Annotated in this window: 23 protein-coding genes; 9 read left to right on the forward strand and 14 right to left on the reverse strand. The window is 51.1% G+C overall.

The annotated features are described in order from the left end of the window. Positions 1-22: 22 nt before the first annotated feature. The 6 genes from DPO_RS06465 to DPO_RS06495 form a co-directional block, all read right to left on the reverse strand. Entirely contained in the window at positions 23-2,707 is a 2,685-nt protein-coding gene (locus tag DPO_RS06465) for a bifunctional acetate--CoA ligase family protein/GNAT family N-acetyltransferase (protein ID WP_006964953.1), read from the reverse strand. Positions 2,708-2,756: 49 nt separating this feature from the next. Next, a complete protein-coding gene (locus tag DPO_RS06470) occupies positions 2,757-3,230 on the reverse strand; it encodes a universal stress protein (protein ID WP_006964954.1) in 474 nt (157 codons plus the stop codon). After that, positions 3,230-3,733: a universal stress protein gene (locus tag DPO_RS06475; protein WP_006964955.1), complete on the reverse strand. Its 504-nt coding sequence runs from the start codon at positions 3,731-3,733 to the stop codon at positions 3,230-3,232. Before DPO_RS06475 ends, DPO_RS06470 begins: the two co-directional genes overlap by 1 nt. A gap of 24 nt (positions 3,734-3,757) precedes the next feature. Further along, positions 3,758-4,435 carry a CBS and ACT domain-containing protein gene (locus tag DPO_RS06480; RefSeq protein WP_006964956.1) on the reverse strand — a complete coding sequence of 226 codons (678 nt, stop codon included), beginning with the start codon at positions 4,433-4,435 and terminating at the stop codon, positions 3,758-3,760. A 221-nt stretch (positions 4,436-4,656) separates the two neighbouring features. Beyond that, the gene (locus DPO_RS06490; RefSeq protein ID WP_006964957.1) at positions 4,657-6,081 is read right to left on the reverse strand and encodes a sigma-54-dependent transcriptional regulator; all 1,425 of its coding nucleotides are present in this window, start codon (positions 6,079-6,081) and stop codon (positions 4,657-4,659) included. Between the two features lie 174 nt (positions 6,082-6,255). Next, positions 6,256-6,543 (reverse strand): glycogen-binding domain-containing protein, encoded by a 288-nt coding sequence (locus tag DPO_RS06495; protein ID WP_006964958.1) that lies wholly within the window; start codon positions 6,541-6,543, stop codon positions 6,256-6,258. A gap of 343 nt (positions 6,544-6,886) precedes the next feature. Here DPO_RS06495 and DPO_RS06500 point away from each other — a divergent pair, with 343 nt between their 5' ends. Both DPO_RS06500 and DPO_RS06505 read left to right on the forward strand, forming a co-directional pair. Further along, positions 6,887-8,728: a sensor histidine kinase gene (locus tag DPO_RS06500; RefSeq protein WP_160166897.1), complete on the forward strand. Its 1,842-nt coding sequence runs from the start codon at positions 6,887-6,889 to the stop codon at positions 8,726-8,728. Positions 8,729-8,730: 2 nt separating this feature from the next. After that, the gene (locus DPO_RS06505; protein WP_006964960.1) at positions 8,731-9,162 is read left to right on the forward strand and encodes a response regulator; all 432 of its coding nucleotides are present in this window, start codon (positions 8,731-8,733) and stop codon (positions 9,160-9,162) included. Between the two features lie 98 nt (positions 9,163-9,260). Here DPO_RS06505 and DPO_RS06510 read toward each other — a convergent pair whose 3' ends face one another. The 6 genes from DPO_RS06510 to DPO_RS06535 all read right to left on the reverse strand — a co-directional run bounded on the left by DPO_RS06510 (position 9,261) and on the right by DPO_RS06535 (position 14,981). Next, positions 9,261-9,692, reverse strand: a complete 432-nt coding sequence (locus DPO_RS06510; RefSeq protein ID WP_006964961.1) for a response regulator — start codon at positions 9,690-9,692, stop codon at positions 9,261-9,263. An 18-nt stretch (positions 9,693-9,710) separates the two neighbouring features. Beyond that, the gene (locus tag DPO_RS06515) at positions 9,711-10,874 is read right to left on the reverse strand and encodes a sensor histidine kinase (protein WP_040011605.1); all 1,164 of its coding nucleotides are present in this window, start codon (positions 10,872-10,874) and stop codon (positions 9,711-9,713) included. Positions 10,875-10,890: 16 nt separating this feature from the next. After that, positions 10,891-11,328 carry a response regulator gene (locus DPO_RS06520; protein WP_006964963.1) on the reverse strand — a complete coding sequence of 146 codons (438 nt, stop codon included), beginning with the start codon at positions 11,326-11,328 and terminating at the stop codon, positions 10,891-10,893. A 132-nt stretch (positions 11,329-11,460) separates the two neighbouring features. Further along, a complete protein-coding gene (locus DPO_RS06525; RefSeq protein ID WP_006964964.1) occupies positions 11,461-12,870 on the reverse strand; it encodes an SLC13 family permease in 1,410 nt (469 codons plus the stop codon). A 186-nt stretch (positions 12,871-13,056) separates the two neighbouring features. Further along, positions 13,057-14,463: an SLC13 family permease gene (locus DPO_RS06530; RefSeq protein ID WP_006964965.1), complete on the reverse strand. Its 1,407-nt coding sequence runs from the start codon at positions 14,461-14,463 to the stop codon at positions 13,057-13,059. Between the two features lie 86 nt (positions 14,464-14,549). Beyond that, positions 14,550-14,981 (reverse strand): response regulator, encoded by a 432-nt coding sequence (locus DPO_RS06535; protein WP_006964966.1) that lies wholly within the window; start codon positions 14,979-14,981, stop codon positions 14,550-14,552. A 562-nt stretch (positions 14,982-15,543) separates the two neighbouring features. Between DPO_RS06535 and DPO_RS06540 the strand changes: the two genes are divergently transcribed. The 7 genes from DPO_RS06540 (at position 15,544) to DPO_RS06565 (ending at position 21,889) form a co-directional block, all read left to right on the forward strand. After that, positions 15,544-16,026, forward strand: a complete 483-nt coding sequence (locus DPO_RS06540) for a universal stress protein (RefSeq protein WP_006964967.1) — start codon at positions 15,544-15,546, stop codon at positions 16,024-16,026. Next, complete coding sequence (locus tag DPO_RS06545; RefSeq protein ID WP_006964968.1) at positions 16,026-17,753, forward strand: sensor histidine kinase; 1,728 nt, start codon at positions 16,026-16,028, stop codon at positions 17,751-17,753. The genes DPO_RS06540 and DPO_RS06545 overlap by 1 nt, the downstream gene beginning before the upstream one ends. A 31-nt stretch (positions 17,754-17,784) precedes the next feature. Next, positions 17,785-18,219: a response regulator gene (locus tag DPO_RS06550; RefSeq protein ID WP_006964969.1), complete on the forward strand. Its 435-nt coding sequence runs from the start codon at positions 17,785-17,787 to the stop codon at positions 18,217-18,219. A gap of 54 nt (positions 18,220-18,273) precedes the next feature. Further along, entirely contained in the window at positions 18,274-20,121 is a 1,848-nt protein-coding gene (locus DPO_RS06555; RefSeq protein ID WP_006964970.1) for an SLC13 family permease, read from the forward strand. A gap of 108 nt (positions 20,122-20,229) precedes the next feature. Next, on the forward strand, positions 20,230-20,376 hold the full coding sequence (locus tag DPO_RS25500; protein ID WP_006964973.1) for a hypothetical protein: 147 nt from the start codon (positions 20,230-20,232) through the stop codon (positions 20,374-20,376). Between the two features lie 58 nt (positions 20,377-20,434). Further along, entirely contained in the window at positions 20,435-20,968 is a 534-nt protein-coding gene (locus DPO_RS06560; RefSeq protein WP_006964975.1) for a YIP1 family protein, read from the forward strand. Positions 20,969-20,986: 18 nt separating this feature from the next. Further along, a complete protein-coding gene (locus DPO_RS06565) occupies positions 20,987-21,889 on the forward strand; it encodes a response regulator (RefSeq protein ID WP_006964977.1) in 903 nt (300 codons plus the stop codon). 97 nt (positions 21,890-21,986) lie between these two features. Here the strand turns inward: DPO_RS06565 and DPO_RS06570 are convergent, their stop codons facing one another. Both DPO_RS06570 and DPO_RS06575 read right to left on the reverse strand, forming a co-directional pair. After that, the gene (locus DPO_RS06570; RefSeq protein WP_006964979.1) at positions 21,987-22,454 is read right to left on the reverse strand and encodes a response regulator; all 468 of its coding nucleotides are present in this window, start codon (positions 22,452-22,454) and stop codon (positions 21,987-21,989) included. Between the two features lie 30 nt (positions 22,455-22,484). Continuing rightward, positions 22,485-24,269, reverse strand: a complete 1,785-nt coding sequence (locus tag DPO_RS06575; protein ID WP_006964981.1) for a sensor histidine kinase — start codon at positions 24,267-24,269, stop codon at positions 22,485-22,487. Between the last annotated feature and the right edge of the window lie 157 nt (positions 24,270-24,426).

Here is a 24,426-nt window from a genome sequence, read left to right on the forward strand (position 1 = left end):
GATCATAGTCCGGCCCGCGGATTTAATCAATATCCAGATCATCGGTTTCGATGATCAATTCATATTCTCCGCCGCCTGCCGCCCGTTTGATGGCAAACCCCAGTTTTCCGCCCAGTTTGAGCATCTGGGTGTTTTCTGAAAGTACCAGCCCCATAACCCGCCGGATGCCCATCTGCCGGGCCGCTTTCAGGCACTGGGTCAAAAGCGAGGAACCGATGCCTTTGCCCTGCCAGTCATCACTGATGGCAATGGCGAATTCCGCCTGGGTTTTATCGGGGAACACAATGATCCGGCAAACCCCGGCCATTTTCTGGTTTTGCTCATTTCCCATCAAAGCCACCAGAGCGATCTCCCGGTCATAATCGATCTGGGTCAGTTTGATGAGCATGTCCCTGGACAATTCTTTCAGAGGGGAGAAAAACCGCATGTATTTGCTTCGGGATGACAGGGAATGAAAATGATCGATCATCAGGTCCGCATCGCTGGGCCGGATCGGACGGATAAAAAACGGCTGACCGTCCACGGTTTCTCCCAAAGATTCATACTGCCAGGGGTAGGAGCTGATAATCAGATGCATGGGAGAGGGCACGGATGCCGGTGCAATAAACACCCGGGCATCCACGGCCGTTAAAACCCCGTTTTTCACCATCAACGGATTGATGTCCAGAATTTCAATTTCAGGAAAATCGGTCATCAGTCTTCCCACCCGAATCAGCAGCTCTTCCAGGCGTGCCATATCAATGGGTTGAATGTTTCTGAATCCCTTGAGAACGGATGCGATTTTTGTCTTTCCGATCAAATGGGCGGCAAGCATGCGGTTCAGGGGCGGCAGACCCATGGATATGTCGCTGAACACTTCTGTTAACACGCCGCCCATACCGAAAAGAATCACCGGACCGAAATGGGGATCTTTTTTGGCACCGATGAACAGTTCAAAATCAGCCCGATCCTGCATGGACTGAACAGTGACACCCGTGATGTGTGCACCAGGAAAATGCTGTCTGGCGTTTGCCATAATCTGACTGTAGGCCGTTTTGACATCTTCGGGCGTATTGAGATTCAATGCCACGCCGTTGCAGTCTGATTTATGGGGGATGTCCCGGGAACAGATTTTCAGCACCACGGGGAATCCCGTCCGGACCGCCATTTCCAGGGCCGCCTCCCGGGTGTCGGCGATTTTTGTGTCATTAACAGGAATACCGTATGCCTCCAGCAGGGCCTTGGCCGTATTTTCCAGAAGACAGGTGTCTTTTTCCGCCATGGCGTTTTGGATGATTTTGCCGGCGATATCCCGGTGAATGATCAGCTTGGTGTCGGTGCGGATAGGGATCTGGGTCAGCCGTTCAATGTTTTTTCCATATTCATACAGGTTTTTGAATGCCCGGACCGCCCGTTCCGCCGAGTCATAGGTGACAATCCCGGCCTGATTGAACACCTGTCTGGCCTTTGCCACATTGTCACCGCCGATCCAGGCGGTGAACACAGGGCAGGAAACCGTCTGAAGATGGGGGATCAGAAGCTCGGCCAGCGCCAGGGTATCCATGGTGCCGGCCGGTGAGCAGATCAGCAGCAGGGCATCGGTTTTCGGATCAGCGGCACAGTGTTTGACCGTATCTATATAAGCGGATGCCGGGGTGTCCCCTAAAATGTCAACGGGATTGCTCCGGCTCCAGTTGTCAGGCAGCAGTGCATCGAGTCGGTCCAGAGTTTCCCGAGACAACGGGGCCGGCTCCATGCCGTAAGATGCCAGGGCATCGGCCGCCATAACTCCGGGGCCGCCGGCATTGGTGATGATGGTCAGGCCGCTTCCCTTGGGCCTTTGCTGTTTTGCCAGAAACTGGGCACCGTCGAACAGCTCTTCAAATTCCGTGACCCTGAGAATGCCGGCCCGCTGGAAGGCCGTGTCATACAGGATGTCTTCTTTGGCCATGGCCCCGGTGTGGGATGCGGCGGCTTTGGCCCCGGCCCTGGATCTTCCGGATTTGAGGACAATGATGGGCTTGATGCGGGACACGGCCCGGGCCGCGCTCATGAAATTCCGGATATGGGTGATGTCTTCCATATACATCACAATACTTGCCACCGATCTCTGAGACCCCAGATAATCGATCATGTCGGCAAAATCCACATCCACCATGGAACCTAAGCTGACAAAATGGCTGAACCCCACGTTTTCCCGAAGGGCCAGATCCAGCACGGAGGTGCACACGGCCCCGCTCTGGGACAAAAAAGCCATGTTGCCGGGCAAAGGGGTCAGATGGGCGAAGCTGGCATTCAGGGAAACGGCCGTGTTCATGATGCCAAGGCAGTTGGGACCGATGATTCTGAGGTCGGATTTTTGGGCAGCTGCCAGGATCTGTTCTTCAATGGCCTGTCCTTTGGCACCGGACTCCCGCCCGCCGGATGATACCACCACAGCGCCGGCAATGTTTTTTTCCCCGCACGCCGCCACCAGTTCCGGCACCATCTGGATCGGGGTGGCAATCACTGCCATGTCCACGGGTTTTTCAATTTTCTGAACCCGGGACACACAAGGCCGGTCAAACACTTTCCTGTGCCTGGGGTTGACGGGAAACACATCAAAGTTTCCTTTGCCGGAGAGCAGGTTTTTCATCATGGCACAGCCCACAGATCCCTTTTTTTCACTGGCCCCGATCACTGCCACGCTTTTGGGTTTGAACAGCCGGTCCAGATGATGCGTAGTCATAACAGCACTCCTTGTCTTGGGTTTTTGTTTTCAAACCGTTGTGTCAATGTCAGGAACGGACACTCATCACTGGCACGGGCGAGTGCCGGAACAGTTTTTCCGCCACAGACCCAAAAAGAAATTCTTTAAAATTGGTCCGGCCCTTGGGTCCGAACACCAGAAAATCCGCATTCTCTCTTCGAACGATTTCCAGAATCTCCAGATGGGGTGCCCCATGGCTGATGCGGATTTTCACCGGCATATCATCCATGGCAGGAATGCCTTTGATCAGGGTTCTTAATTTCATTTTCCGGCGGTCCATCTCTTCTCCTAAAAATTTAGCCGGATCAAACTGGTTGGGATGTTCGGCATTGACCGCTTTTTCCATGGCATCCATCTCTTTTTGATTGATGATATTAATCAGGACCATCCGGGCCTGGGTCAGATTCGCCGTTTCCACGGCATACGCCAGTGTGTCCCGGGAATATTCGGAAAAATCGATGGCCACCCCTATTTTTGAGATGTTATCAGGTTGCTTTTTCATTATGGCCTTCTCCCTTGTTTGAATTTTTCAGGATCTCTGACACACACCACCGGCACCTTTGCGTGGCGAAACACTTTTTCTGCCGCGCTGCCGAACAATACCCGTGACAGGTTTCCCCGGCCTTTGTTGGCAATGACGATCAGATCGATGTTTTCATTTTCCGCTGTTTTCAGGATACGTTCATAAGGAATGCCCGTGTCCACCATCAGGTGCATTTTGGATTTGTCATCAAAAAAATGTTCCTTGACCAGCTGTCTCAGCTGGGTATGCCGGTCTTTTTTCCAGTCTTCCACGCAGTCTTCCACGCTCAGCATCACAGGCCCCTGGGTCGGAAAATATCCCACTGCCATTCTGATGCCGTTGATGTCCCGCTGGTTGATCACATTCAGAACAACAATCTGCATGTCTGAAGCCGATGCCAGTGCCACGGCATAGTCCAATACCATCATGGTGTAATCTGAAAAATCAACGCAGGCCAGGATTTTATTTATTTTTCGGTTCATAAGTCATCTCCTGTAGATCCGTGGTTAAAAAAGTTTCCGGTATCCCCGGGACAGGTCTGCGGCATAATATAATTGTCCGATCTCACTGAATGTCTCCACCAGACTGGAGAAACCATCCGGGTCGATATCAAAGGCATGGAAATACACTTTTCTGTATCCATCTTCAATATCATCATATGAGGTCAGGATGCTGCACAGACGTCCCCCCTTTGCCCGGACCATGTCCGTGAATTTCTTGATGAGACCGGGCCGGTCCTGGAGTCGGGTGGCAAAGATCTGGCCTGTGGTCGCGACCCCGGTGAAAGAGACAAAACACCGGAATATATCGCTTTTTGTCAAAATCCCTGCCATCTTGTTTGAATGATCCATCACAGGCATGCCGGAAATTCCTTTTTTCAGCATAATCACGGCAGCCTCATCCACGGTGTGATCCTGGGGAATGGTGATGACGGGTTTGGTCATAACGGCGCTCACTTTTATGGAATCCAGCAGTGCCGGCAGTTCGAACCGGTCCAGGGTGGTCGCATCCGAGGGCATGGCTTTTTTCAGGTCTCCGTCCGTAACAATGCCGGCAAGGACACCCTCCTGGATCACCGGGACCATGGAAATCACCCGGGTACGAAACAGTTTGGCCGCATCATTTAATGATTCGTCATGGTTGATGGTAATGACGGGTTTGCTCATCCATTCTTTTATCAACATGGTTTGCCTCCTTATGGGTTACGTTGATATCAGTAAGAGCAAAAGGTATGCCACTGAATGGATTTGATACAATGGTCTGAAATTATGAAGAATTTTAATATTGTTTATCAAAAAGGAATCAGAACACACCCGGTGGATCAACCGATTTTTTTTCAATGTGAGAAAAAATCTGACACCTGCGGATCTGACACATTGGAGAAAGAAACAAAAAAATGGTCGGGTCAGTCGGAAATCCGGGTCTGCATCCGGATATTGTATTTTTCTATTTTGGCATGAAGGGTAGGGCGGGACATGCCCAGCAGCTTGGCTGCCTGGGTGCGGTTTCCATCCGTGGATACCAGCGCTTCTGAAATGACAATGCCTGAAATGATATCCACAAAATCGTCAAACCCGTAAGAATTCGATTCACCGGCCATATTCTGTCTGACCCACTGTCGGATGGTATCAAGGGAAATGTCATGGGTGTGGTTGTTTTCATGACGGCGATGAATGATCTGGACCAGGTCAGATGCGGCAATGGGAGCCCCGCGGTTGAAAATCAACACTTTCTGGATCAGGTTCCCCAGCTCTCTGACATTTCCCGGCCATTCATAGTCATTTAAAAGCGTCAGCGCTTCATCATGAATTCCGGGGTTGTCCATTTTTAACTCACTGGACAGTTTCTGCAGATAATAGGCGATCAATCCGGGAATGTCGTCTTTGCGATCCCGCAAAGGGGGCAGTTCAATGGTGACGACCTTGAGCCGAAAATACAGGTCTTCTCGGAATTTGTTATTTTCAATGGCCTGTTCCAGGTTCTGATGGGTGGCGGCGATGATCCGGACATCCACGGGAATGGTGTCTTCACCGCCTAAACGCTCAATGCTTTTTTCCTGGAGCAGCCGCAGGATTTTGGCCTGGATGCTTAAAGGCATGTCTCCGATTTCATCCAGAAACACGGTGCCCCCGTTGGCTTGTTCTATTTTTCCGATGTGCTTCTGGGAGGCCCCCGTAAACGCCCCTTTTTCATATCCGAACAATTCGCTTTCCAGCAGGGTTTCCGGTATGGCCACGCAATTGATGATCAGAAACGGTTTGTCCGACCGGGCCCCATGCTGGTAAACGGCCCGTGCCACCAGTTCTTTGCCCGTGCCGGATTCGCCCCGGATCAGAATGGTGGCATCGGTCTGGGCCACCCGGCCGATGGCTTTATACACGGTCTGCATGGCCCGGCTCTGGCCGATGATGGCATCTCCGGATTGCTGGTCAGGGGCAGCATCCACGGCAACCGGGGATTTCATGAAATACCCGGCATCGATGGCCTGGGTGATGAGGTTCAGCATTTCAGGAATCTCAAAAGGCTTGAGCACATAGTCGTATGCCCCCATTTTGGTGGCTTCGATGGCAGTTTCCGTGGTGCCGAAAGCCGTGACAATGATCACCGGCAGCTTGGGATCCTTTTTTTTGATCTGTTTGAAGGTTTCCATGCCGTCCATGCCCGGCAGGCGCATGTCCAGAATCACCAGATCCAGGGGCTGCTGGGTGATGATGTCAACACCGGCCTCTCCCGAGGCCGCCCCCAGCACGGAATAGTTTTCTTCTCTCAACAGCTTGCAGAAGCTGATGCGCAACTGATCATCGTCATCTATCACCAGAATGGTATTCATTGGACCTGTCCTGTCACCGGCTGTGGCCGAGTATTACCGGAAAAAAATCGTTCTCCGGACGGCCAGATATAGCACGCCTGACCGGCCGGTTCAATATATATGCGCGGTTGTTCAGTCAAATTGATTATCGTTTAGAGAGACCGGGTTTTCCTGATTTTTGCAAACAGCAGCATTTTATTCTGCAACGGTCAACAGGTTGTTGGCGGTACCGAAACAGTTCTGGCAGGTCCGGGGATTGACCGGGTCTGTCTGCCATTTGCCATCCACCACAAATTTATATTCATAGGTATCGGGAGAAAGCATCAATCTGGTTTCCCAGGCCCCGTTTTTGCCTTTTTTCAACACATGCTTCTCAGGATGCCACTGGTTGAAGTCGCCGGCCAGCAACACGGTGTCAGCCTGGGGCGCATGCAATGAGAGTACTACTTTTTTTCGACGTTTTTTTTGTTGTTTCTCACTCATCTGGAATCTCCTTTGCAAGGTGTTTGTGTTGTCGAGATTTGGCAGTGTGGCTGACGATGTCAACTGTGAAGAATAGCAATTTACATGCCAGGTTTTACAGGGTGTTTTCCGTCACAGGGAAACGATGAATTGCCATGATTGTTCCGAAGATGTGCCGTGAGATTTTTAACAAACAATGAAACATATTTTTCAAGTTGTAAAAAAAGCTGACATAGGCAAATTAAATCCGAATCCATTTGACAAGAGATCGGTTAATACAATAAAAGTGATTGAAAAATGTTTGATTGAAAACCATAACATAAGTGATGAATGGGAGATGTCCCATTGGAACAGGACAAAATCCGTGGCTGAAAACCAGAATAAAAAAACGCATGGACCTGCCTATTATTCAGATTTCAGGATCAAGATTGCCCTGCGTATCGTGATCGTTTCTTTGGCCCCGCTGCTGCTGGTAGCCGGTATTATCCTTTATCAGTTTCAAGGTTATGCCAACCAGATGGTGCATGCCCATCTGGATCAACTGGTACTCAAGCACCGGCAGAAAATTGATGATTTTCTCAAGCAGAAACTCAGTGATATCAGTTATCTGTCCAAAGGGTATGAATTTTCCCGGCTCAAGGAAAAGCCGTTCCTCCAACAGCGGCTGCGGGCCCTTCAGGTGGATTACAGCTATGTGTTTGTGGATCTGGGCGTCATTGATGACCAGGGTCGTCAAGTGTCTTATGCCGGTCCGTTTGATCTGGATCAGGCGGATTACAGTGATTCGGAATGGTTTCAAAAAGCCCGGGTCAGGGATACCTATATCAGCGATGTGTTCCTGGGCATGCGGGGACAACCTCATTTCATTGTGGCGGTCAAACGGGAATGGCAGGGCCGGATGTGGCTGGTTCGGGCCACCATCGATTTCATGGCTTTCAATACCCTGGTGGAAGATTTCACCATGGGTAAAACCGGCACGGCGTTTATCCTGAACCGCCAGGGTGAGTTTCAGACCCGGGCGCCCAAAGGCACACTCAAGCTGACCCTGCAACAGTATAAAAATTTGTTTAAAATGGGAGAAGATGCCCGGGGAAATAAAACCGGAGACCGTATTATCGCTCCGTCCGTATTGGGCCAGAACGATCTGTTTCAGATCGCCCGGGAATATGAACCCAAAATCGACCGGTATACGTCCAGCCCCCCCCATAAATACACCACGTTCACTGTTGAAAAAAAAGGAGAAGACGGCACCCGGTGTCTGGTGGTCGCTGCGTTTCTCAAAAATGACGACTGGCTTTTGATTTTTCAGCAGGAGAAAAAAGATGCCTTTGCCAAGCTCAACGAAACCCAGCTCATCGCTGTATTTATTACGTTTGCCGGCGCCGTGCTCATTATTTTTATGGCATTTTTCATTTCCGGACAGCTGGTGAAGCGCATTGCACGGCTGGACTCTGAAAAAGAGGTGATGAACCAGCAGATCGTGGAAACGGGCAAGTTGGCCTCCATCGGGGAACTGGCTGCCGGTATTGCCCATGAAATCAACAATCCCGTGGCCATTATGGTGGAAGAAGCCGGCTGGATCCAGGACCTGCTCAGTGAGGGGATTGACAAAGGGGACAATTTCGAGGAATTCAAACGGGCCTTAAATCAGATTCAAACCCAGGGGCATCGGTGCAAAGGCATCACCCATAAACTGCTCAGCTTTGCCAGAAAAACCGATTCCCGGGTGGAAACCCTTCAGATCAACGAGTTTGTGACGGAAGTAGTGGATCTGTTGTCCCAGAAATTCAAATATGCCAATATCAATGTGGATGTTCAGCTGCATCCGGAACTGCCGACTATTCAGGCGTCTGCCACGGAAATTCAGCAGGTGCTCATGAACATATTGCAAAACGCCGTATATGCCATGGAAAAAACCGGAGGCAAAATTATCATCATGACCGGGATGGATGACCAGCATCTTTCAGTGTCAATCAAAGATACCGGCCCCGGGATTCCTTCGGATAATCTGGCAAGAATATTTGATCCGTTTTTCACCACCCGGCCGGTGGGGAAGGGGACCGGTCTGGGCCTTTCCATCTGCTATGGGATCATCAACAAAATGGGGGGGCGGATCGATGTGGAAAGCAAAGTGGATGAGGGAACAATTTTTACTATCGTGCTGCCGTTGGACAACCCAGCACCCAAAGTTAAGGAGAATATATAACCATGGCCATTGCAAACATTTTACTTGTGGATGATGAAGTCCCGTTCGTTGACACCATGATCAAACGCCTGACCAAACGGAACATGGATGTTCTGCCAGCATACGGCGGTGAGGAAGCGTTGAAAAAACTGGCGGAAAACAAACGGGTGGAAGTGGTGATTCTGGATGTCAAGATGCCGGGTATGGACGGACTTGAGACCCTCAAGGAGATCAAAAAAGCATTTCCATTGGTGGAAGTGATCATGCTCACGGGGCATGCAACGGTTGAATCCGCCATCGATGGGATGAAACTGGGGGCGTTTGATTACCTGATGAAACCCAGTGACATTGATGTTTTAGTGGAGAAAGTAACGGACGCGGCCGCAGCAAAACGCCGGCATGAAGAAAAAATCATTGAAGCACAAATGCGGAAAATTACCACCCGGGGTCGCTGATCATCCATGCACCCCCTGCATTGCATTGACAACGCAATTTTTTATGCCCACCCCCATCCGGCTTGCTTGAATACTGTATGCCGGGTGGGGGCAGGGTTTTATTTTTCAGATCCTGGTTTCTCCTGAAACGCTTCCCGGATTTTATCAACCAGCGTATCGAGTTCACAAGGCTTCATGAGATAGTCAAATGCCCCCAGTGCAAGACCCTGGTCACAGGCGGCGGCTGAGCCGTGTCCCGTGAGCATGATCACCTGGAGGGTGGGATCCACCTGTTTGGCGATTTTCAGCACCTCGATGCCGTCCATATCCGGCATTTTAAGGTCCAGAACCGCCACATCAAATGGCTGGGTGCGTAACACCAGCAACGCCTCCGGGCTGGTGTACGCCTTTGTAACGTCAAACCCCCGTTTGCCGAGCCGGTTGGCAAGAACATCTGCGTAAGCGGTTTCATCATCCACCAGCAGGACCCGGATTTTGTCCATGGGATGGGTGTCTGGTCTGTTTTTGGATTCTGTGTGTTCTTCTGTCATTTCTGAAACAAATCTGCCTTATTTTTTAACGGGTAAAGTAATGGTGAATGTGGTGCCTTTGTTGACTTCGCTTTCCACGGAAATCAATCCCCCCAGACCGGTGATAATCCCCCAGGAAACATACAGGCCCATACCTGTGCCCTGATCCGCCTCTTTGGTGGTGAAAAAAGGTTCGAAAATCCGGGAAATATTTTCCTTTGAAATGCCGCAACCCGTGTCCTTGACAATGATTTTTGCTTCTTCCATAGCAGCGTTCAGGCGGACAATTATCCGCCCGCCTTCTTCCGTGGCCTGGATGGAATTGGACAGCAGATTGAGCAGCACCTGAAGCAGCTGTAAAGAATCGGTCCAGGCAGATAGACGGGGTTCTTTGGTTTCCAGGTGGATAACAATGTTTTTGAGGGCTGCCTCGGGTTCAACCAGGGTGATGGCTTCTTCAGACAGTTTTTTGAGGTCCACCTCCACAAAGGTGGAAGGATCCGCCATTTCCGTTGTCTGGGTTTTAACGGCCTGGAGCAGCTGCTGGGTGATCTTTCCCGCCCGTTTGACGGCTTTGTTGATACGTTCCAGCCCTTTATTGAAATCATCCCTGCGGGGTATGCCCTGCATGTCCGGTTTTTCCAGAATCTGCTGAAGCCATCCGGCCGAGTCCTGGATCACGGCCAAAGGGTTGTTGATTTCATGGGCCACGCCGCTGGCCATGGTGCCTAAAGCCACCAGCCGTTCCGCCACCACCATCTGCTGCTGGACCTGTTCCTTGAACGCCCGGGCCTCTTTTTCAGCCAGGATCCGCTGAATTTTGTGAAAGGCCTGCTTGATTTTACGAACCAGATGCTCCAGCTCAATGGGTTTGCTCAGATAATCAAAGGCACCTGATTTGATTCCTTCCACGCCGCCGTGGATGTCTGCATGGCCGGTCAGCATGATCACCTCAAGCAGGTCGTATTTTTCCTTGATCCGTTTGAGACATTCAATGCCGTCCATGCCCGGCATTTTGACATCCATGATAACGACATCCACGGGTGCGTCTTCCAGCATTTGGAGCGCTTTTTCCCCCCGGTCTGCTTCCCGGACTTCGATGCCCCGCCGTTTCAGGCGTTTGGCAATAATCTGCCGAAAGTCATTCTCATCATCCACCAGCAGAATGTGGATATCTTCGGTCACGTCGGGTTGATCCACCATAGACCTCTTTTTATGTTCATATTTTGCTCTGACGCAGCAGTATGGCTGCCTCGGCCTTCTGAATCCGTTCCATCTGTTCTTTTCTGCGTTCTTTTGCCTTGGTGAGTTTTTCCGTCAATTCCTTGAAATCCGCCGGTTTGAGCAGAAAATCAAACGCGCCCAGCTTCATGCCTTCAACTGCCGACTGAATGGTACCGTGTCCGGTGAGCAGGATCACTTCCACCAGCGGATGGCGTTTCTTGATTTGTTTCAGGGTTTCAATGCCGTCCATGCCCGGCATTTTGACATCCAGAATGATGACATCCACCTGGATTTTTTCCAGGGTGTCCAGACATTCCTGACCGTTATAAGCGGCGATGACGTTTTCCTCGTTTTCCTTGAGACGTAAACTCAACATTTCAACAAAATCTTTTTCATCATCAACCAGCATGATTTTACTTGTTGTTTTAAACACGGTAATCTCCTGTTCCTGAATTGTTGGATAGTTAACCATTCATCCGGGCAGGATGGTCATTATCATACCCTGCCCGGGAATGGATAGAAAGTTTTTTGTTAAAAAAAATGATGCCAGATATTTTTGTTCATGTTATTTGACAAACCCGATCAAAGGCCAGTATATCAGCATGCTTGCCACGCATACCACCAGCAGGAGCAGACACCAGGGCACTGCCACCTTGATGAAGTCTTTCTGGGAAAAATACCCCGTGCTGTAAGCAATAATGGTGGGCGGACATCCGATGACCAGCATGATAAACGAGGTGGTCATGGGTGCCATCATGGCAACGGACTGGGGCGACATCTCCATCATTTCAGCCATGGGCAGGGTGATGGGCAGCATCAACGCCACAGCCGCGGAGTTGGACATCAGGCTGGACAGAAACGAGCCGAAAAATCCCATGCCGTAATACACCACCACCATGGGTTTTCCTTCCAGAAGGGGCAGGCATACCTCTGCCAGGTAACGGCCGGCCCCGCTGTCCAGCATGGCCACCCCCAAAGAGACCCCGGCCCCGAACACGATCCAGGATTCCCAGGGAAACTTGTCACAGATGGTTCTGAAGGTGATCCAGCCGGGGCCGCAGAATCCCAGAATGGCAAAGGCGGCCGGTACACTGTAATGCCAGCCCGTCAGATCCCCCATGAACCAGAGGATGAAGGTGAAAACAAACACCACCAGCACACCGGTTTCCGCTGTTTTCATGGGACCCGGGTCTGCCAGCTCCACGCCTTCCAGCTCTTTTTCTTTGGGCCGGATCAATACCCATAAAATGGCCCAGGTGGCCACGGCCGTGAGAATACAGATGGGAAACTGAATAATGATGTATTTCAAAAATCCGATGGTCAGGGTCCCTTCACTGAATTTGTTCAGAATTTCCAGGGCCAGAGGGTTGCGCCCGCCGCCCAGCAGGGTGCCGAATCCACCGGCTGAAGAGGCCAGAGGGATCAGGAGCATGAAAAACAGGGGCAGCCGGTGTCCCTGGCCCGGCTGCATGCCCATGCTCATGAATACAGGTACGAACGCAAACACCATGATCACGGTGATGGTGGCATCATGGAACACGGTGGAGGTCAGGGTGCAGCCGATGGCCAGGATCAGGCTCAGGCGCTTGACCCGGGTACCCGCGAACTTGAGCAGGTTGTACATGATGCGGTTGGCCAGTCCCACTTCATTGAGTACCACCCCGAACATGATGATCATGAGCACGAACATGACGGCCGGACTGGCAAAAGGGGCCCACGCGGACTGGGCCGGCTGGATTTTGAGAAAAATCAGGCCGGCCCCGGATAACAGGGCCGTGGCCCCGATGGGAACGGCCTCACTGACCCATAAAAAAACCACCACGGCCAGCAGCCCCAGAAGGCGCTGTCCTTCCGGGGTCAGGTTTTCCGGCCGGGGCAGCAGCATGACTCCAATCCCTAAGACCAGCGCCACAGCCACTTTAATTATAATGGACCGGAGGGTTGCCGGTTCCTTAACATTTTCAATGTCAGCCATAGTATGGGTTTTCCTTTATATTTTGGTTATTCAATGTCAATTCTGACGGGTTTTTACAGCCATGTTGAACAAACAATCAAAGCAAACACTATTTTTACAGCTGATCCTTTTGGGATTTCTGGATGGTAAAATATCGGTGAACCACCCGGCTAACTCACAGGAGAATCCGGGTGGTTTTCCGGTTCGTTATATAAATCCGATCAGTGGCCAGTATATCAGCATACTGATCACACAGACCACCAGGAGAACCAGGCACCAGGGGATGGCAATTTTCATGAAATCCACCTGGGAAAAATATCCCGTGCTGTAGGCGATGATGGTGGGCGGACACCCGATGACCAGCATGATGAACGAGGTGGTCATGGGTGCCATCATGGCCACGGATTTCGGAGACATCTCCATCAGCTCCGCCATGGGCAGGGTGATGGGCAGCATCAATGCCACGGCCGCCGAGTTGGACATCAGGCTGGACAGAAACGAGCCGAAAAAGCTCATGCCGTAATACACCACAAATTCCGGCTTGCCGTCCAGAAGGGGCAGGCATACCTCTGCCAGGTAACGGCCGGCCCCGCTGTCCAGCATGGCCACTCCCAAAGAAACCCCGGCCCCGAATACGATCCAGGATTCCCAGGGAAACTTGTCACAGATGGTTCTGAAAGAGATCCATCCGGGTCCGCAGAATCCCAGGATGGCAAAGGCGGCCGGGACACTGTAGTGCCATCCCGTCAGGTCTCCCATAAACCAGAGCACAAAGGTGAAGATAAAAATCACCAGAACACCGATTTCCGCCCCTTTCATGGGGCCGGGATCTGCCAGCTCCACCCCTTCCAGCTCTTTTTCCTCAGGCCTGAGCAGCATCCATAACACGGCCCAGGTGGCCACGGCCGTCACCACACAGATGGGAAACTGGATAAAAATGTATTCCAGAAACCCTACGGATATGGTGCCGCCGCTGAATTTGTTCAGCACTTCCAAAGCCAGGGGGTTTCGCCCGCCGCCCAGCAGGGTGCCGAATCCGCCGGCAGAGGCTGACAAAGGGATCAGGAGCATGAAAAACATGGGCAGCCGGTGTCCCTGGCCCGGTTTCAGGCCCATGCTCATGAACACGGGGACAAAGGCAAATACCATGATCACAGTGATGGTGGCGTCATGGAACACGGATGATGTGATGGTGCATCCGACTGCCAGGATCAGGCTCAGCCGTTTGATCCGGGTGCCCGCAAATTTGAGCAGATTGTACATGATGCGGTTGGCCAACCCCACTTCATTGAGCACCACCCCGAACATGATGATCATGAGGACGAACATGACGGCCGGACTGGCAAAGGGGGCCCAGGCCGCCTGGGCCGGCTGGATGTTCAGAAAAATCAGTCCGGCCCCGGCCAGCAGGGCCGTAGCCCCGATGGGCACGGCTTCGCTCACCCACAGAAAAACGACAAAGGTCAACAAAGCCAGAAGCCGATGGCCTTCCGGGGTCAGGGTTTCCGGCCGGGGCAGGAGCATGACCAGAATGCCCAGGGCCAGGGAGATGACAAATTTTATAATGATCGACTTGGTGGTTGCCGGTTCTTTCAGAGATTCAACGTCAGCCATAACACAATTACTCCAAATACGTTTTTAGGATTATCGTTCATGTTATCATGATGAAACGATCCTTGAGATTAAAATGATCACATGTTTTAAATACTGGACTGCTTGAACGCTTCGGCCAGCCGGATTTTTTCCTCTATTTCCAGGTGCCGGGCAAAGGCCTGTTCCGCTTTTGCAATCAAATCTTCCACGCTGGTGGGTTTCTGAAGATAATCCGTGGCCCCGGATTTCAACCCCTCCACGGCCGAGTCTGCCGTGGCATGACCCGTGAGCATGATTACCTCGATTCTGGGATACTGTTGTTTGATTTTTTTCAGGGTTTCCACCCCGTCCATGCCCGGCATTTTGACATCCAGGATTATGACATGCACCAGTTCCTGTGTCAGTTTTTCAAGACATTCTTCACCACTGACCGCAGTGATCACATCATAGCCTTTTTTGCGGATCATTTTGCCGGTGGTCTGAAGAAACCGTTCTTCATCATCCACCAGCATGAGCCGCATTTTGATCATGGTTACCATTTTGATCTCCTTTGATTTATAAACGTCTCTTTCAGTTGTTGATCATCCGCCCCCATTCATATGTGAATGACCGGATGAATATATTTTTAATTGGTATTTACTCCTCTTGACCCGGGCATTGTTTGACCCTGTTCAATAGTGAATTCTTTTTTTATCAGTTCCTTTATGTCCTGTAAAACGGTTTCGGCGCATCGGTTCGTGAACAAGTACACGGGTGTATCAATTTTAAATTGCATTTCAAATATTTTGAGTTGTGCAAATTTTATACCGGTAAACAGTTAAATGCGTTTGTTCGTGATTTCGTTTTATTGATGAACCGGTAATACAGCAATATCCGGTTTTCAAAGGGGCCTGAAACCTGGCCGGTTCTTCCGGCCTGTTTTGAAAAAATTTATCAATGCGTAAAAATAACTGACATCCGACCCGGGCTTATTCCGATGAACCGGCCTGTTTTTCAGGCAGATACCGGGTAAAAATGAAATGGCATGTTAATTGCTGATCCGCTCATTAACAGGCCCCCTTTTTAAGGGACAATGATTCTAAAGATATGAGGAGAGATGAAATGAAAAAAATTGATAAAATTCTGGTTTGTGTGGATTTCTCCCAATATACCCGGATGACAATGGAATCCGCCCTGGCTATTGCCAGAGGCACCCAGGCGCAGATAGTGGTGTTCAATGTCATCAACCAGCGGGATGTAAACAGTGTGAAAATGGTGAGTCAGTATTATCCGGACCGGCTGGATGTGGAAACCTATATACAGGATTTGAAAAAAGAGCGCCTTGAAAAATTGACGCAGCTCATCGACAGCCAGTTTTCGGATGACAAGCAAAGAATGACATTGAACATTGAGGTGGGATACCCATGGGAGAGTATTATCCAGGCCGCCAAAACCCATGGCGCTGATCTCATTGTCATGGCCAACAAGGGCCGGGGCAATCTGGCCCGGGTGCTGTTCGGCAGTGCGGCGGAAAAGGTGTTCCGGCATTCTCCAGTGCCCGTGGTCAGTGTCAGGGATCCGGACACGTTTAAGGGAAGAGAATAATGGATAAAAAAGGCCTTGAAGAAGATATCCGGGCCAGACGCGTCAAGCGCAATATTCTGACCTATATGATTGTCATTCCCCTGATCCCGCTTTTTCTGGCCGTGGGCATCAGCTTCTACTATTTTACCACGGCACTGGAAAACAGTTCCACCCACAGCCTGAAACGCATTGTGGGGGATCATCGGGACATGATTGAATCGTTTCTTCTGGAACGGAAATCAGACCTTGAACTGGTAGCTAATCTGTTTGATTTTGAATCCATCAGCCGCAACCAGGTCATCGACGACATGTTTGAGATCCTGAAAATAAAATCCGGTGCGTTCATTGATCTGGGACTGTTCGATTCCCGGGGGCTTCATGTCAGATACTCGGGCCAGTACCAGTTGACCGGAAAATTATACAAAGATGAGTTCTGGTTCCGGGAGGTCATGGAAAAAGGGCGGTACATCAGTGATGTGTTTCTGGGATATCGGAATGTGCCCCATTTCATCATTGCCGTGAAAAAAGGGGCGGGGGAAGATGCCTGGATTCTCCGGGCCACCATCGACACCCTGTTTTTCGACCGGATGGTTTCCGGTGTGCGGATCGGCAGATCCGGGGAAGCCTATATCCTGAATAACAACGGCATCGCCCAGACCGGACGGCGGTCCGGCGGTGTCAATGTCATGGAAGAAGCGCCGGAGTTTTCAGCGTTTCCATCGTCAGACAGTCCTATTCATACCTTTCTCAAATCAGATCCCCAGGGAATCAAATATCTGTATGCCACCACCTGGCTCAAGGATCTGGACTGGCTTCTGGTGGTGCGGCAGGAAAAAAAGGATGCGTTCCGGTTCTTTTATTATGCCCTGTATGCCAGCCTGGTGATCGTGGCGCTGGGCATTGCCATTATCGTCGGGATGTCCTTTTTTATGACGGAAAAGCTTTTCAAGCGCATGGAGCAGCTGGGCCGGGATAAAAAAGACCTGGGCAATCAGTTGATCCGGGCCACCCAGCTGGCGGAGGTGGGGGAAATGGCGGCCGGATTTGCCCATGAAATCAATAATCCGCTTCAGATCATCAAAAGTGAACATGCCCTGATGGCCTCCATTTTCGAGGACCTGTCCGAAAACAAAAAAATAGACCCCAAAGATGAGGAGATCCTGGAATTGGAGGATTCGTTGTCCCAGATCGCGCTGCAGGTATCCAGGTGCTCGGATATCACCCGGGCCATTCTCAAATTCGGGCGCAAGAATGAAACAAGGGTCCAGCTGCTGTATCCGGGTGAACAGATTCCGGAAATTCTCAAGATGATCGAACAGCGGGCCAGTGTGGAAGGCATTGCCGTGTTTCAAAACATTCCGGAAGATCTGTCCGGATTCATGGGAGATGCCTCCCAGTTTCAGCAGGTGATGCTCAATCTGTTCAACAATGCCATTGACGCGATCAAGGAACAGCATCCGGATGCCGGGGGCCGACTGGATGTTCAGGCATTTTTAAAGGATGAAAAATGGATCGAAATCCGGGTGACGGATAACGGCGCCGGAATACATCCGGAACATATCGAAAAAGTATTTTCTCCGTTTTTTACCACAAAGCCGGTGGGAAAAGGCACGGGTCTGGGATTGTCCGTGTGTTACGGCATTATCGAGAGTTTTGCCGGCACCATGGATGTGACCAGCCGGGTGAATGACGGCACCACCTTTATCATCACCCTGCCGAAGGCGGATACGGAGAATCAGATTCAATGAGGCGGTTTTTTTCGCCTGAGGGAGATATGGTGTGGAAAAAATGAAACTGATGCTGGTGGAGGATGAAGAACGGTATCTTCAGACCACGGCCAAATTGTTAAAAAAAAGGCGGATTAAGGTCGTCACGGCCCAAAGCGGGGCCCAGGCCCTGGATCTGCTCAAAACCCATGATGTCCATGTGGTGATTCTGGATATCAAGATGCCGGGAATGGACGGATTCAAAACCCTTAAGGCCATCAAGACCCTGTATCCGCCCGTGGAGGTGATTTTTCTCACGGGCCATGCCACCATGGATTCGGCCATCGAAGGCCTTCAGTCCGGGGCCTTTGATTACGTGATGAAGCCGGCGGATATCGATGACATTGTGACCAAGGCATATGAGGCGTTTGAAAAAAGACAGCGGCTCGATGAAAAGATCCGGGGGCTGACATCCGGCAGTAAGATGGATGCCCACAATGATAAATAATGATGATAAACAATAATGATTGGAATCTCAAACTGCTGCAATGGAGGGGGATACATGAAAAAAGAAAAAAAAGTGACGGGATATGACAAATATATCAACTGGAAGGTGTTCATCTTTCCGGTCCTGGCATTGGCGGTTCTGCTGCTGATTCCCACCCCGAACGGGATGAGGGATGTGGGCACCCAGTACCAGGTGGGTCCCAAAGCCGTGGTGAACCATCTCACCAGAGAGCTGTTTGAAGTGGACAGTGTGGATGCGGCCCAGTGGCAGCTGCTAACCGCCCGGATCATGGAAACCAACTTGCAGATGGGGGCGTTGAAAAAAGCCCGGTATCTGGCCCGGGATCTGAAATGGTGCAAAAAGAACAAGATCGATGCCGACCCGAAGAATTTTGATCTTGCCTTGAATTACATCAAAGACCATGTGGATGAAGACCGGTATCTGACAGTCATGAACAGTGCCCTGGATCTGAGAAAACAGGGATTGAAATATGAGGAGTTGACAGGAAAGGATAAGGCCGCCGCAGATAAAGGGGCCTGGCATATCCAGGTGGCCATTGCCGTGGGCGCGTTTGTGGTCCTGTGTTTTCTGACCGAATGTATTCCGCTGCCGGCGGTGGCGTTCTGCATCGGCCTGATGTATGTGTTCACCGGGGTCCTGTCCAGAGAAGCCGTGGCCATGCTGTACTGGAGCGATGCCTGCTGGTTTATCATGGGCAGCCTGATGTTTGCCGCCGCATTCGTCAAAACCGGGGTGGACAAGCGGGTGTGCCTGGCCATGTTCAAAAAACTGGCCGTGCCCAACACCAAGTGGATCACCCTGATCTTTTTTATTATCATCGCACCGCTGGCCGCGTTTATTTCCGATCATGCCCTGGCCGCCATGTTCCTGCCCATCGGTATGCTTTTGTATCAGAACAGCCTCACCGACGAGGTGCCCGAGGACAAGGAGCTGGCCAAGCTGTTGATGATCACCATTGCCATGGCCTGTAATATCGGCGGACCCGGAGCCCCTTCCGGCGGTGCCAGAAACGTGATCATGATGACCTATCTCACCGATATGTTCGGTATCGATATCGGATATTTTCAATGGGTGACCTATGCCTTTCCTTTTGTGCTGGTCATGATTCCCATTACCTGGTTTATCACCAACCTGCGGTTCCGGCCCAAAATCATCTCCCTGGCCCCGGCCATGGACCAGTTGAGAACGGAAATCGATAAGATGGGGAGCTGGAACAGGCGGCAGATATGGGCACTGGTCATTTTTGTCATCATGGTGTTCGGGTGGTTTACGGAAAAATCTTTTTATCAGATGGGGATCTATCCCATCCGGCTGGGCATCGGCGTGATTGCTGTGGCCGGTGCCATCGCCTATATTATCACCGGGGTGGTCAACTGGCGGGATTACCAGGAAAAAGTGGACTGGGGTGTGGTGTGGCTGTATGCCGGTGCTATCATCTTCGGCCGGACCCTGGACAGCACCGGGGCCGCCTACTGGCTGGCCCGGTCCGTGATCGATTTTCTGTCCCAGTTCGGCATGGAATCCGGCCTGCCCCTGCTCATGGTCAGCAACGGCCTGACATCGGTACTCACCAACCTCATGGCGGACGGTCCGGCTGCCGCATCTGTAGGGCCCATCGCCCTGAACATGGCGGGCATGGTGCATCCGGGTACCACCTATCTGCCGTTCATGGCCATGGCAACGGCGATTGCGTCCTCTTTTGCCTACTGCCTGATCATCGGGACCCCGCCCAATGCCATCGTATATGCCAGCGGATATCTGGAGCCCAAGGATTACCTGCGGGTGGGCATTCCCATGTTTTTTGTCGCCAATGTGGTGCTGCTGCTGTTTACCGGTATTTACTGGAGTTTCAGGGGATTCGGCACCTTGCCCGGATTCTGATCCGGATATTGAAATCCGGTCACCCGGCACGTCAGACCGTTTCCCTGACGTGCCATAACCAGACCGGCGGGATACTTTATGAGAAGTGATTTAAGGAGAGAAAAAAAGATGGAAAAGCAACAGAACCAAAACCAGGTGAAAAAACCTATGTTCAAGGATGGTAAACTGTTTTTCACCAAAGAGACCGAACGCCGGTTTTTTTTCTTTATGACGCTGATCATGCTGGCATCCGGTGCCGTGATCAAGCTGTTTTAAGAAAGGTGGCGCACGTGTTTATGGATTTTTGGACCACAATGAAAGGGAGGGTGCTGTGATGGTAACCGCTGCATTACAAGCCGGCCGGTTTCATGCCTATGCACTGATCCAGCTGCTGATCGAACCGGGCCTGTTTTTCAAAGAGCTTGTGGAAAAAACCAGACCGCGCCGGGCCGTGGAATTCATGGTGATCTGCTGCCTGTTCTATGCCCTGGCAAGTTTGTTGACCGGGGCGTATTCACAACCGGTCTGGATCATGGCGCCCATCTTTTTCATCAATGCAGCCGGCATGATCCTGATCTCATCCACCCTGGGCTATATGGCCATGGTGATGATTGCCGGGAAAAAAGTGTCTTTTGCCGTTGTGTTCAGCATTTATGCGTTTTCATCCGGGGTGACGCTTTTTTTGTCCTGGCTGCCGTTTCTGGTCTGGATCACGGAACCGTGGAAATGGTGGCTCATATGCACCGGCCTGAAAAATACATGCAACCTGTCGTGGAAAAAATCCATCGTGATTGTGGCACTTTCCACAATCGTGCTGTTTTTTCTGGTGTATTCAGCGCATCTGGCATTTATTAAAAATTACATATAAATCAAGGAGAACATTTCAATGACCGATCAGATAAAAGTATTGATGGTGGATGATGAAAAACGGTTCAGGGAAACCATCCGCAAAATTCTGGAGAAAAAAGGATTTGACGTCATTCTGGCGGAAAATGGCGAGCAGGCCCTGGAAAAAATCAAACAACAACCCGATGTGGTGGTTCTGGATATCAAGATGCCCGGGATGGACGGACATGAAACATTGAACCGGATTAAAAAGATCAAACCGGACCTGCCCGTGATCATGCTCACCGGACATGGGGCCCGGCCATCGGCCAGGGACGCCCTGGTGGAAGGGGCGTTCGATTACCTGAACAAACCCTGTGACATCGGGCTTCTGGCCGCAAAGATCAAAGAGGCCTGTCATCTGGGGGATAAACTGCCGGCCCATAAGGAGCGGCGGGTGACCGCAGTGATGATTCCCGTCACCGAGTATACCAAGATCTCTGAAAACAAGACCATCCAGGATGCGATTCTGGAACTCAGGTCGTCCTTTGAAACCAAAATGGCCACGGACCATTTAATGGAAACCGGGCACCGGTCCATTCTCATCGTGGACAAATATGATCAGATCAAAGGTATTCTGACCATCCGGGATCTGCTGGAGATGCTCATGCCCCGGTATCTGTCAGCCCCCAGGCCGTTTTTAGCCGACAGTATCGAATATTCCCCCATGTTCTGGACCGGGATGTTCACCCAGGGAATCAAGGAGATAAAAAAGAAACAGATCACGGAAGCCATGTCTCCGTTGCCGGCTTTTATCGACGGCAACGCCAATCTCATGGAGGCGGCCTACCGCATGCTCCATGAAAACGAGCGGCGCCTGCTGGTGACAGTAGCTGGAAAAATCGTGGGTATCATCCGCGAGCAGGATCTGTTTTTTGAAATGGAAAAGATATTGAAAAGCTGAACCAGGTGTTAACAACCAGAGATTTTATCAGAAAAAGACGGTGCGCAGAGCGGAATTCTCCCTGCGCACCGTCTTTTTCTGCCGCCATGTCAGCGGGTTATTTTTTTTTGTCTTTGGAGGGGTACAGGTCAAATACCGAATGGGGAGATTCAATAATTTTCTGGACATTTTCCTGCATGTCTTCTTTGACGTGCTCATCTTTTTTCTGCCAGGCACACTCGATTTTACTCACCAGGTCATCGATCTCGCAGGGCTTGGTCAGATAGTCATACGCCCCCAGCCGGACCGCCTCCAGTGCCGTGTCAATGGAGCCGTGCCCCGTCAGGATCAGGGTCTGGGTGAACAGGTCCAGTTTCTTGATCTCCTTGAGTGTGGCAATGCCGTCCATGCCCGGCATCTTGAGATCCAGCACCACCACGTCAAAATCATCCTTTTCCAGCTCCTGGATCGCCGCATCTCCGCTGTTCACGGCAGTGACCTGATACCCCCGGTTCACCAGCAGTCTGGACATATTGGTGGTAAAAACAATTTCATCATCGACCAGTAAGATTTTGCTTCCTTTCATAACAGCCTCCTTCCGGATGGGTTTATCCGGTTATATTGATGGGTCTGATGTTTTATCAGGGCCGGACGGACCGGATTCCCTGGTCTCTTTTTCCGATACTGTCAGGGGCAGAAAAATGATAAATTCGGAGCCTTCCCCGGGTTCGCTTTTGACGGTGATATTGCCTTTGAGTTGCCGGATAATACTGTAGCAGATGGAAAGCCCTAACCCCGTGCCTTTTCCCACGGGTTTGGTGGTAAAAAACGGATCAAAAATGCGGTCCAGATGTTTTGGATCAATGCCCGTACCCGTATCGGCAATGGAAAGAAAAATACCGGCGGTGTCTTTGTCGTACCGGGTGCTGATGCGGATGGACCCGTAAGGTTTTCCTTCATGGGCATCCACGGCATTGGTGATCAGATTTAAAAACACCTGCTGCAGCTGGGAGGAATCCGACTGAATGGCGGGCAGGTCGGGATCCAGATCAGTGAGCAGCCGGATGCCGCTGGTTTTGGTCTCCCGTTCCATCAAGTCCACCACCTCGGCAACGAACCGGTTCAGGTCGATGGATTCGATCATGGACCGGGTCCGTCTGGAAAACCGCAGCAAGTTGTGGGTGATGCGTTTGCACCGCTGGGACTGCAGGGCAATCTGATCCATGGACGACAAAAACTGGTCTTTGAATGCCGGATCTTCGATGATTGTCTGCTGAAACTGGTCTAAAAGCAGCTGGCGTTCGGTCATGATAATGGCCACCGGATTGTTGATTTCATGGGCCACCCCGGCTGACAGTTCCCCGATGGACGCCAGTTTGCTGGCCTGCATGAGCTGGTTATTCAACCGGGCCGCGTGTTCGTCCCGTTTCCGGATGATCCCCACCATATGGCGGGTGATGAATATGGCGGCCACCAGAATGCTCAGAGCGCTTAAGTGCAGAAAGATGAGGTTGACAAACCGGGCATGGTCCATCTCCTCAAAGGTTTCGGCACCGGCCTGCTTGACCACCAGCATCCATTCCGGGTTTGTCAGCCAGAATTTTCCCACCACCTGGCCGGAGAACCGGCCGGGTTCGTTTTTTTTGTAAACATCGACGGTTACCAGGTCATTGAAGGGTTCAACAGTCATGTCAGCCCGGTCCATGATCGATCCGCCGAACCGGGGGGTGGTCTGATAAACCCCCTGGGTATTGACCAGGTAGACCTCACCGGTTTCGCCGATGTGCATATTTTCCACCAGGGTGCGGAAGACCCGGGTATTGATGGTGGCCCTTAAAATCCATTGGTCATCCCCTTCCCGGCGGAGCACGGCAATGATGAAATGCGGTTCCTGGCGGAAACCCATGAACATGTCACTGATATACAGTCCTTTGTGCATCACCTGTTTGAACCATTTTTCATCGATATACACCTTGTCCAGCAGGTCATAGGGGCCGATATAGGCCAGGTGATTGCCCAGTTGATCAATGACCCCTAAATCCATGATGTAAGGCTGTTCCCGGTTCATGTTTTCAAATATGGTCATGAGATTGCCGGACTGCCGCAGATCCTTCTTGGAGTGGGTATTGGCCACCAGACGGAGCTTGGCGCTCTGTTCTTTGAGAAACTGTTCGATGAACCTGCCGTGATTGGCGACCTGTTCCTCAAAGGTTCTGACAATCCGGGTTTGGGCAAAATAGGTGTAATGGATATTTAACCCCCATCCCACCAGCAGGAGGGGGACAATGGAGCACACAACGGTGAGCAGGGTGAACCGCCGGAAAAGATACCGGTAGGAATTCTTTTCCGGTGGGTTCAATGAGGTGTCCGGGGTTGTGGTATTGGTATCATGGCCGTTCATTGGTTTGTCCCTGTATGGAGAAGGTTGTGTTGCCTGTTGGGTAATTATACATTTCTTATAAGACTGATTATCAAAAAACGTGCCATGAAAACCATAATCTGGAAATGATTGTAACCTTCTGTAATTATGAGTTATATTTTTACTCAAAGCACGGTGA

The sequence above is a fragment of the Desulfotignum phosphitoxidans DSM 13687 genome (genome assembly GCF_000350545.1).
Lineage (GTDB): Bacteria > Desulfobacterota > Desulfobacteria > Desulfobacterales > Desulfobacteraceae > Desulfotignum > Desulfotignum phosphitoxidans.

Bases quoted from the DNA above. Each gene is read 5' to 3' on its own strand.
- DPO_RS06465 (WP_006964953.1), bottom strand. From the start codon at position 2,707: ATGACTACGCATCATCTGGACCGGCTGTTCAAACCCAAAAGCGTGGCA.
- DPO_RS06470 (WP_006964954.1), bottom strand. From the start codon at position 3,230: ATGAAAAAGCAACCTGATAACATCTCAAAAATAGGGGTGGCCATCGAT.
- DPO_RS06475 (WP_006964955.1), bottom strand. From the start codon at position 3,733: ATGAACCGAAAAATAAATAAAATCCTGGCCTGCGTTGATTTTTCAGAT.
- DPO_RS06480 (WP_006964956.1), bottom strand. From the start codon at position 4,435: ATGTTGATAAAAGAATGGATGAGCAAACCCGTCATTACCATCAACCAT.
- DPO_RS06490 (WP_006964957.1), bottom strand. From the start codon at position 6,081: ATGAATACCATTCTGGTGATAGATGACGATGATCAGTTGCGCATCAGC.
- DPO_RS06495 (WP_006964958.1), bottom strand. From the start codon at position 6,543: ATGAGTGAGAAACAACAAAAAAAACGTCGAAAAAAAGTAGTACTCTCA.
- DPO_RS06505 (WP_006964960.1), top strand. From the start codon at position 8,731: ATGGCCATTGCAAACATTTTACTTGTGGATGATGAAGTCCCGTTCGTT.
- DPO_RS06510 (WP_006964961.1), bottom strand. From the start codon at position 9,692: ATGACAGAAGAACACACAGAATCCAAAAACAGACCAGACACCCATCCC.
- DPO_RS06515 (WP_040011605.1), bottom strand. From the start codon at position 10,874: ATGGTGGATCAACCCGACGTGACCGAAGATATCCACATTCTGCTGGTG.
- DPO_RS06525 (WP_006964964.1), bottom strand. From the start codon at position 12,870: ATGGCTGACATTGAAAATGTTAAGGAACCGGCAACCCTCCGGTCCATT.
- DPO_RS06530 (WP_006964965.1), bottom strand. From the start codon at position 14,463: ATGGCTGACGTTGAATCTCTGAAAGAACCGGCAACCACCAAGTCGATC.
- DPO_RS06535 (WP_006964966.1), bottom strand. From the start codon at position 14,981: ATGGTAACCATGATCAAAATGCGGCTCATGCTGGTGGATGATGAAGAA.
- DPO_RS06540 (WP_006964967.1), top strand. From the start codon at position 15,544: ATGAAAAAAATTGATAAAATTCTGGTTTGTGTGGATTTCTCCCAATAT.
- DPO_RS06545 (WP_006964968.1), top strand. From the start codon at position 16,026: ATGGATAAAAAAGGCCTTGAAGAAGATATCCGGGCCAGACGCGTCAAG.
- DPO_RS06555 (WP_006964970.1), top strand. From the start codon at position 18,274: ATGAAAAAAGAAAAAAAAGTGACGGGATATGACAAATATATCAACTGG.
- DPO_RS25500 (WP_006964973.1), top strand. From the start codon at position 20,230: ATGGAAAAGCAACAGAACCAAAACCAGGTGAAAAAACCTATGTTCAAG.
- DPO_RS06560 (WP_006964975.1), top strand. From the start codon at position 20,435: ATGGTAACCGCTGCATTACAAGCCGGCCGGTTTCATGCCTATGCACTG.
- DPO_RS06565 (WP_006964977.1), top strand. From the start codon at position 20,987: ATGACCGATCAGATAAAAGTATTGATGGTGGATGATGAAAAACGGTTC.
- DPO_RS06570 (WP_006964979.1), bottom strand. From the start codon at position 22,454: ATGAAAGGAAGCAAAATCTTACTGGTCGATGATGAAATTGTTTTTACC.
- DPO_RS06575 (WP_006964981.1), bottom strand. From the start codon at position 24,269: ATGAACGGCCATGATACCAATACCACAACCCCGGACACCTCATTGAAC.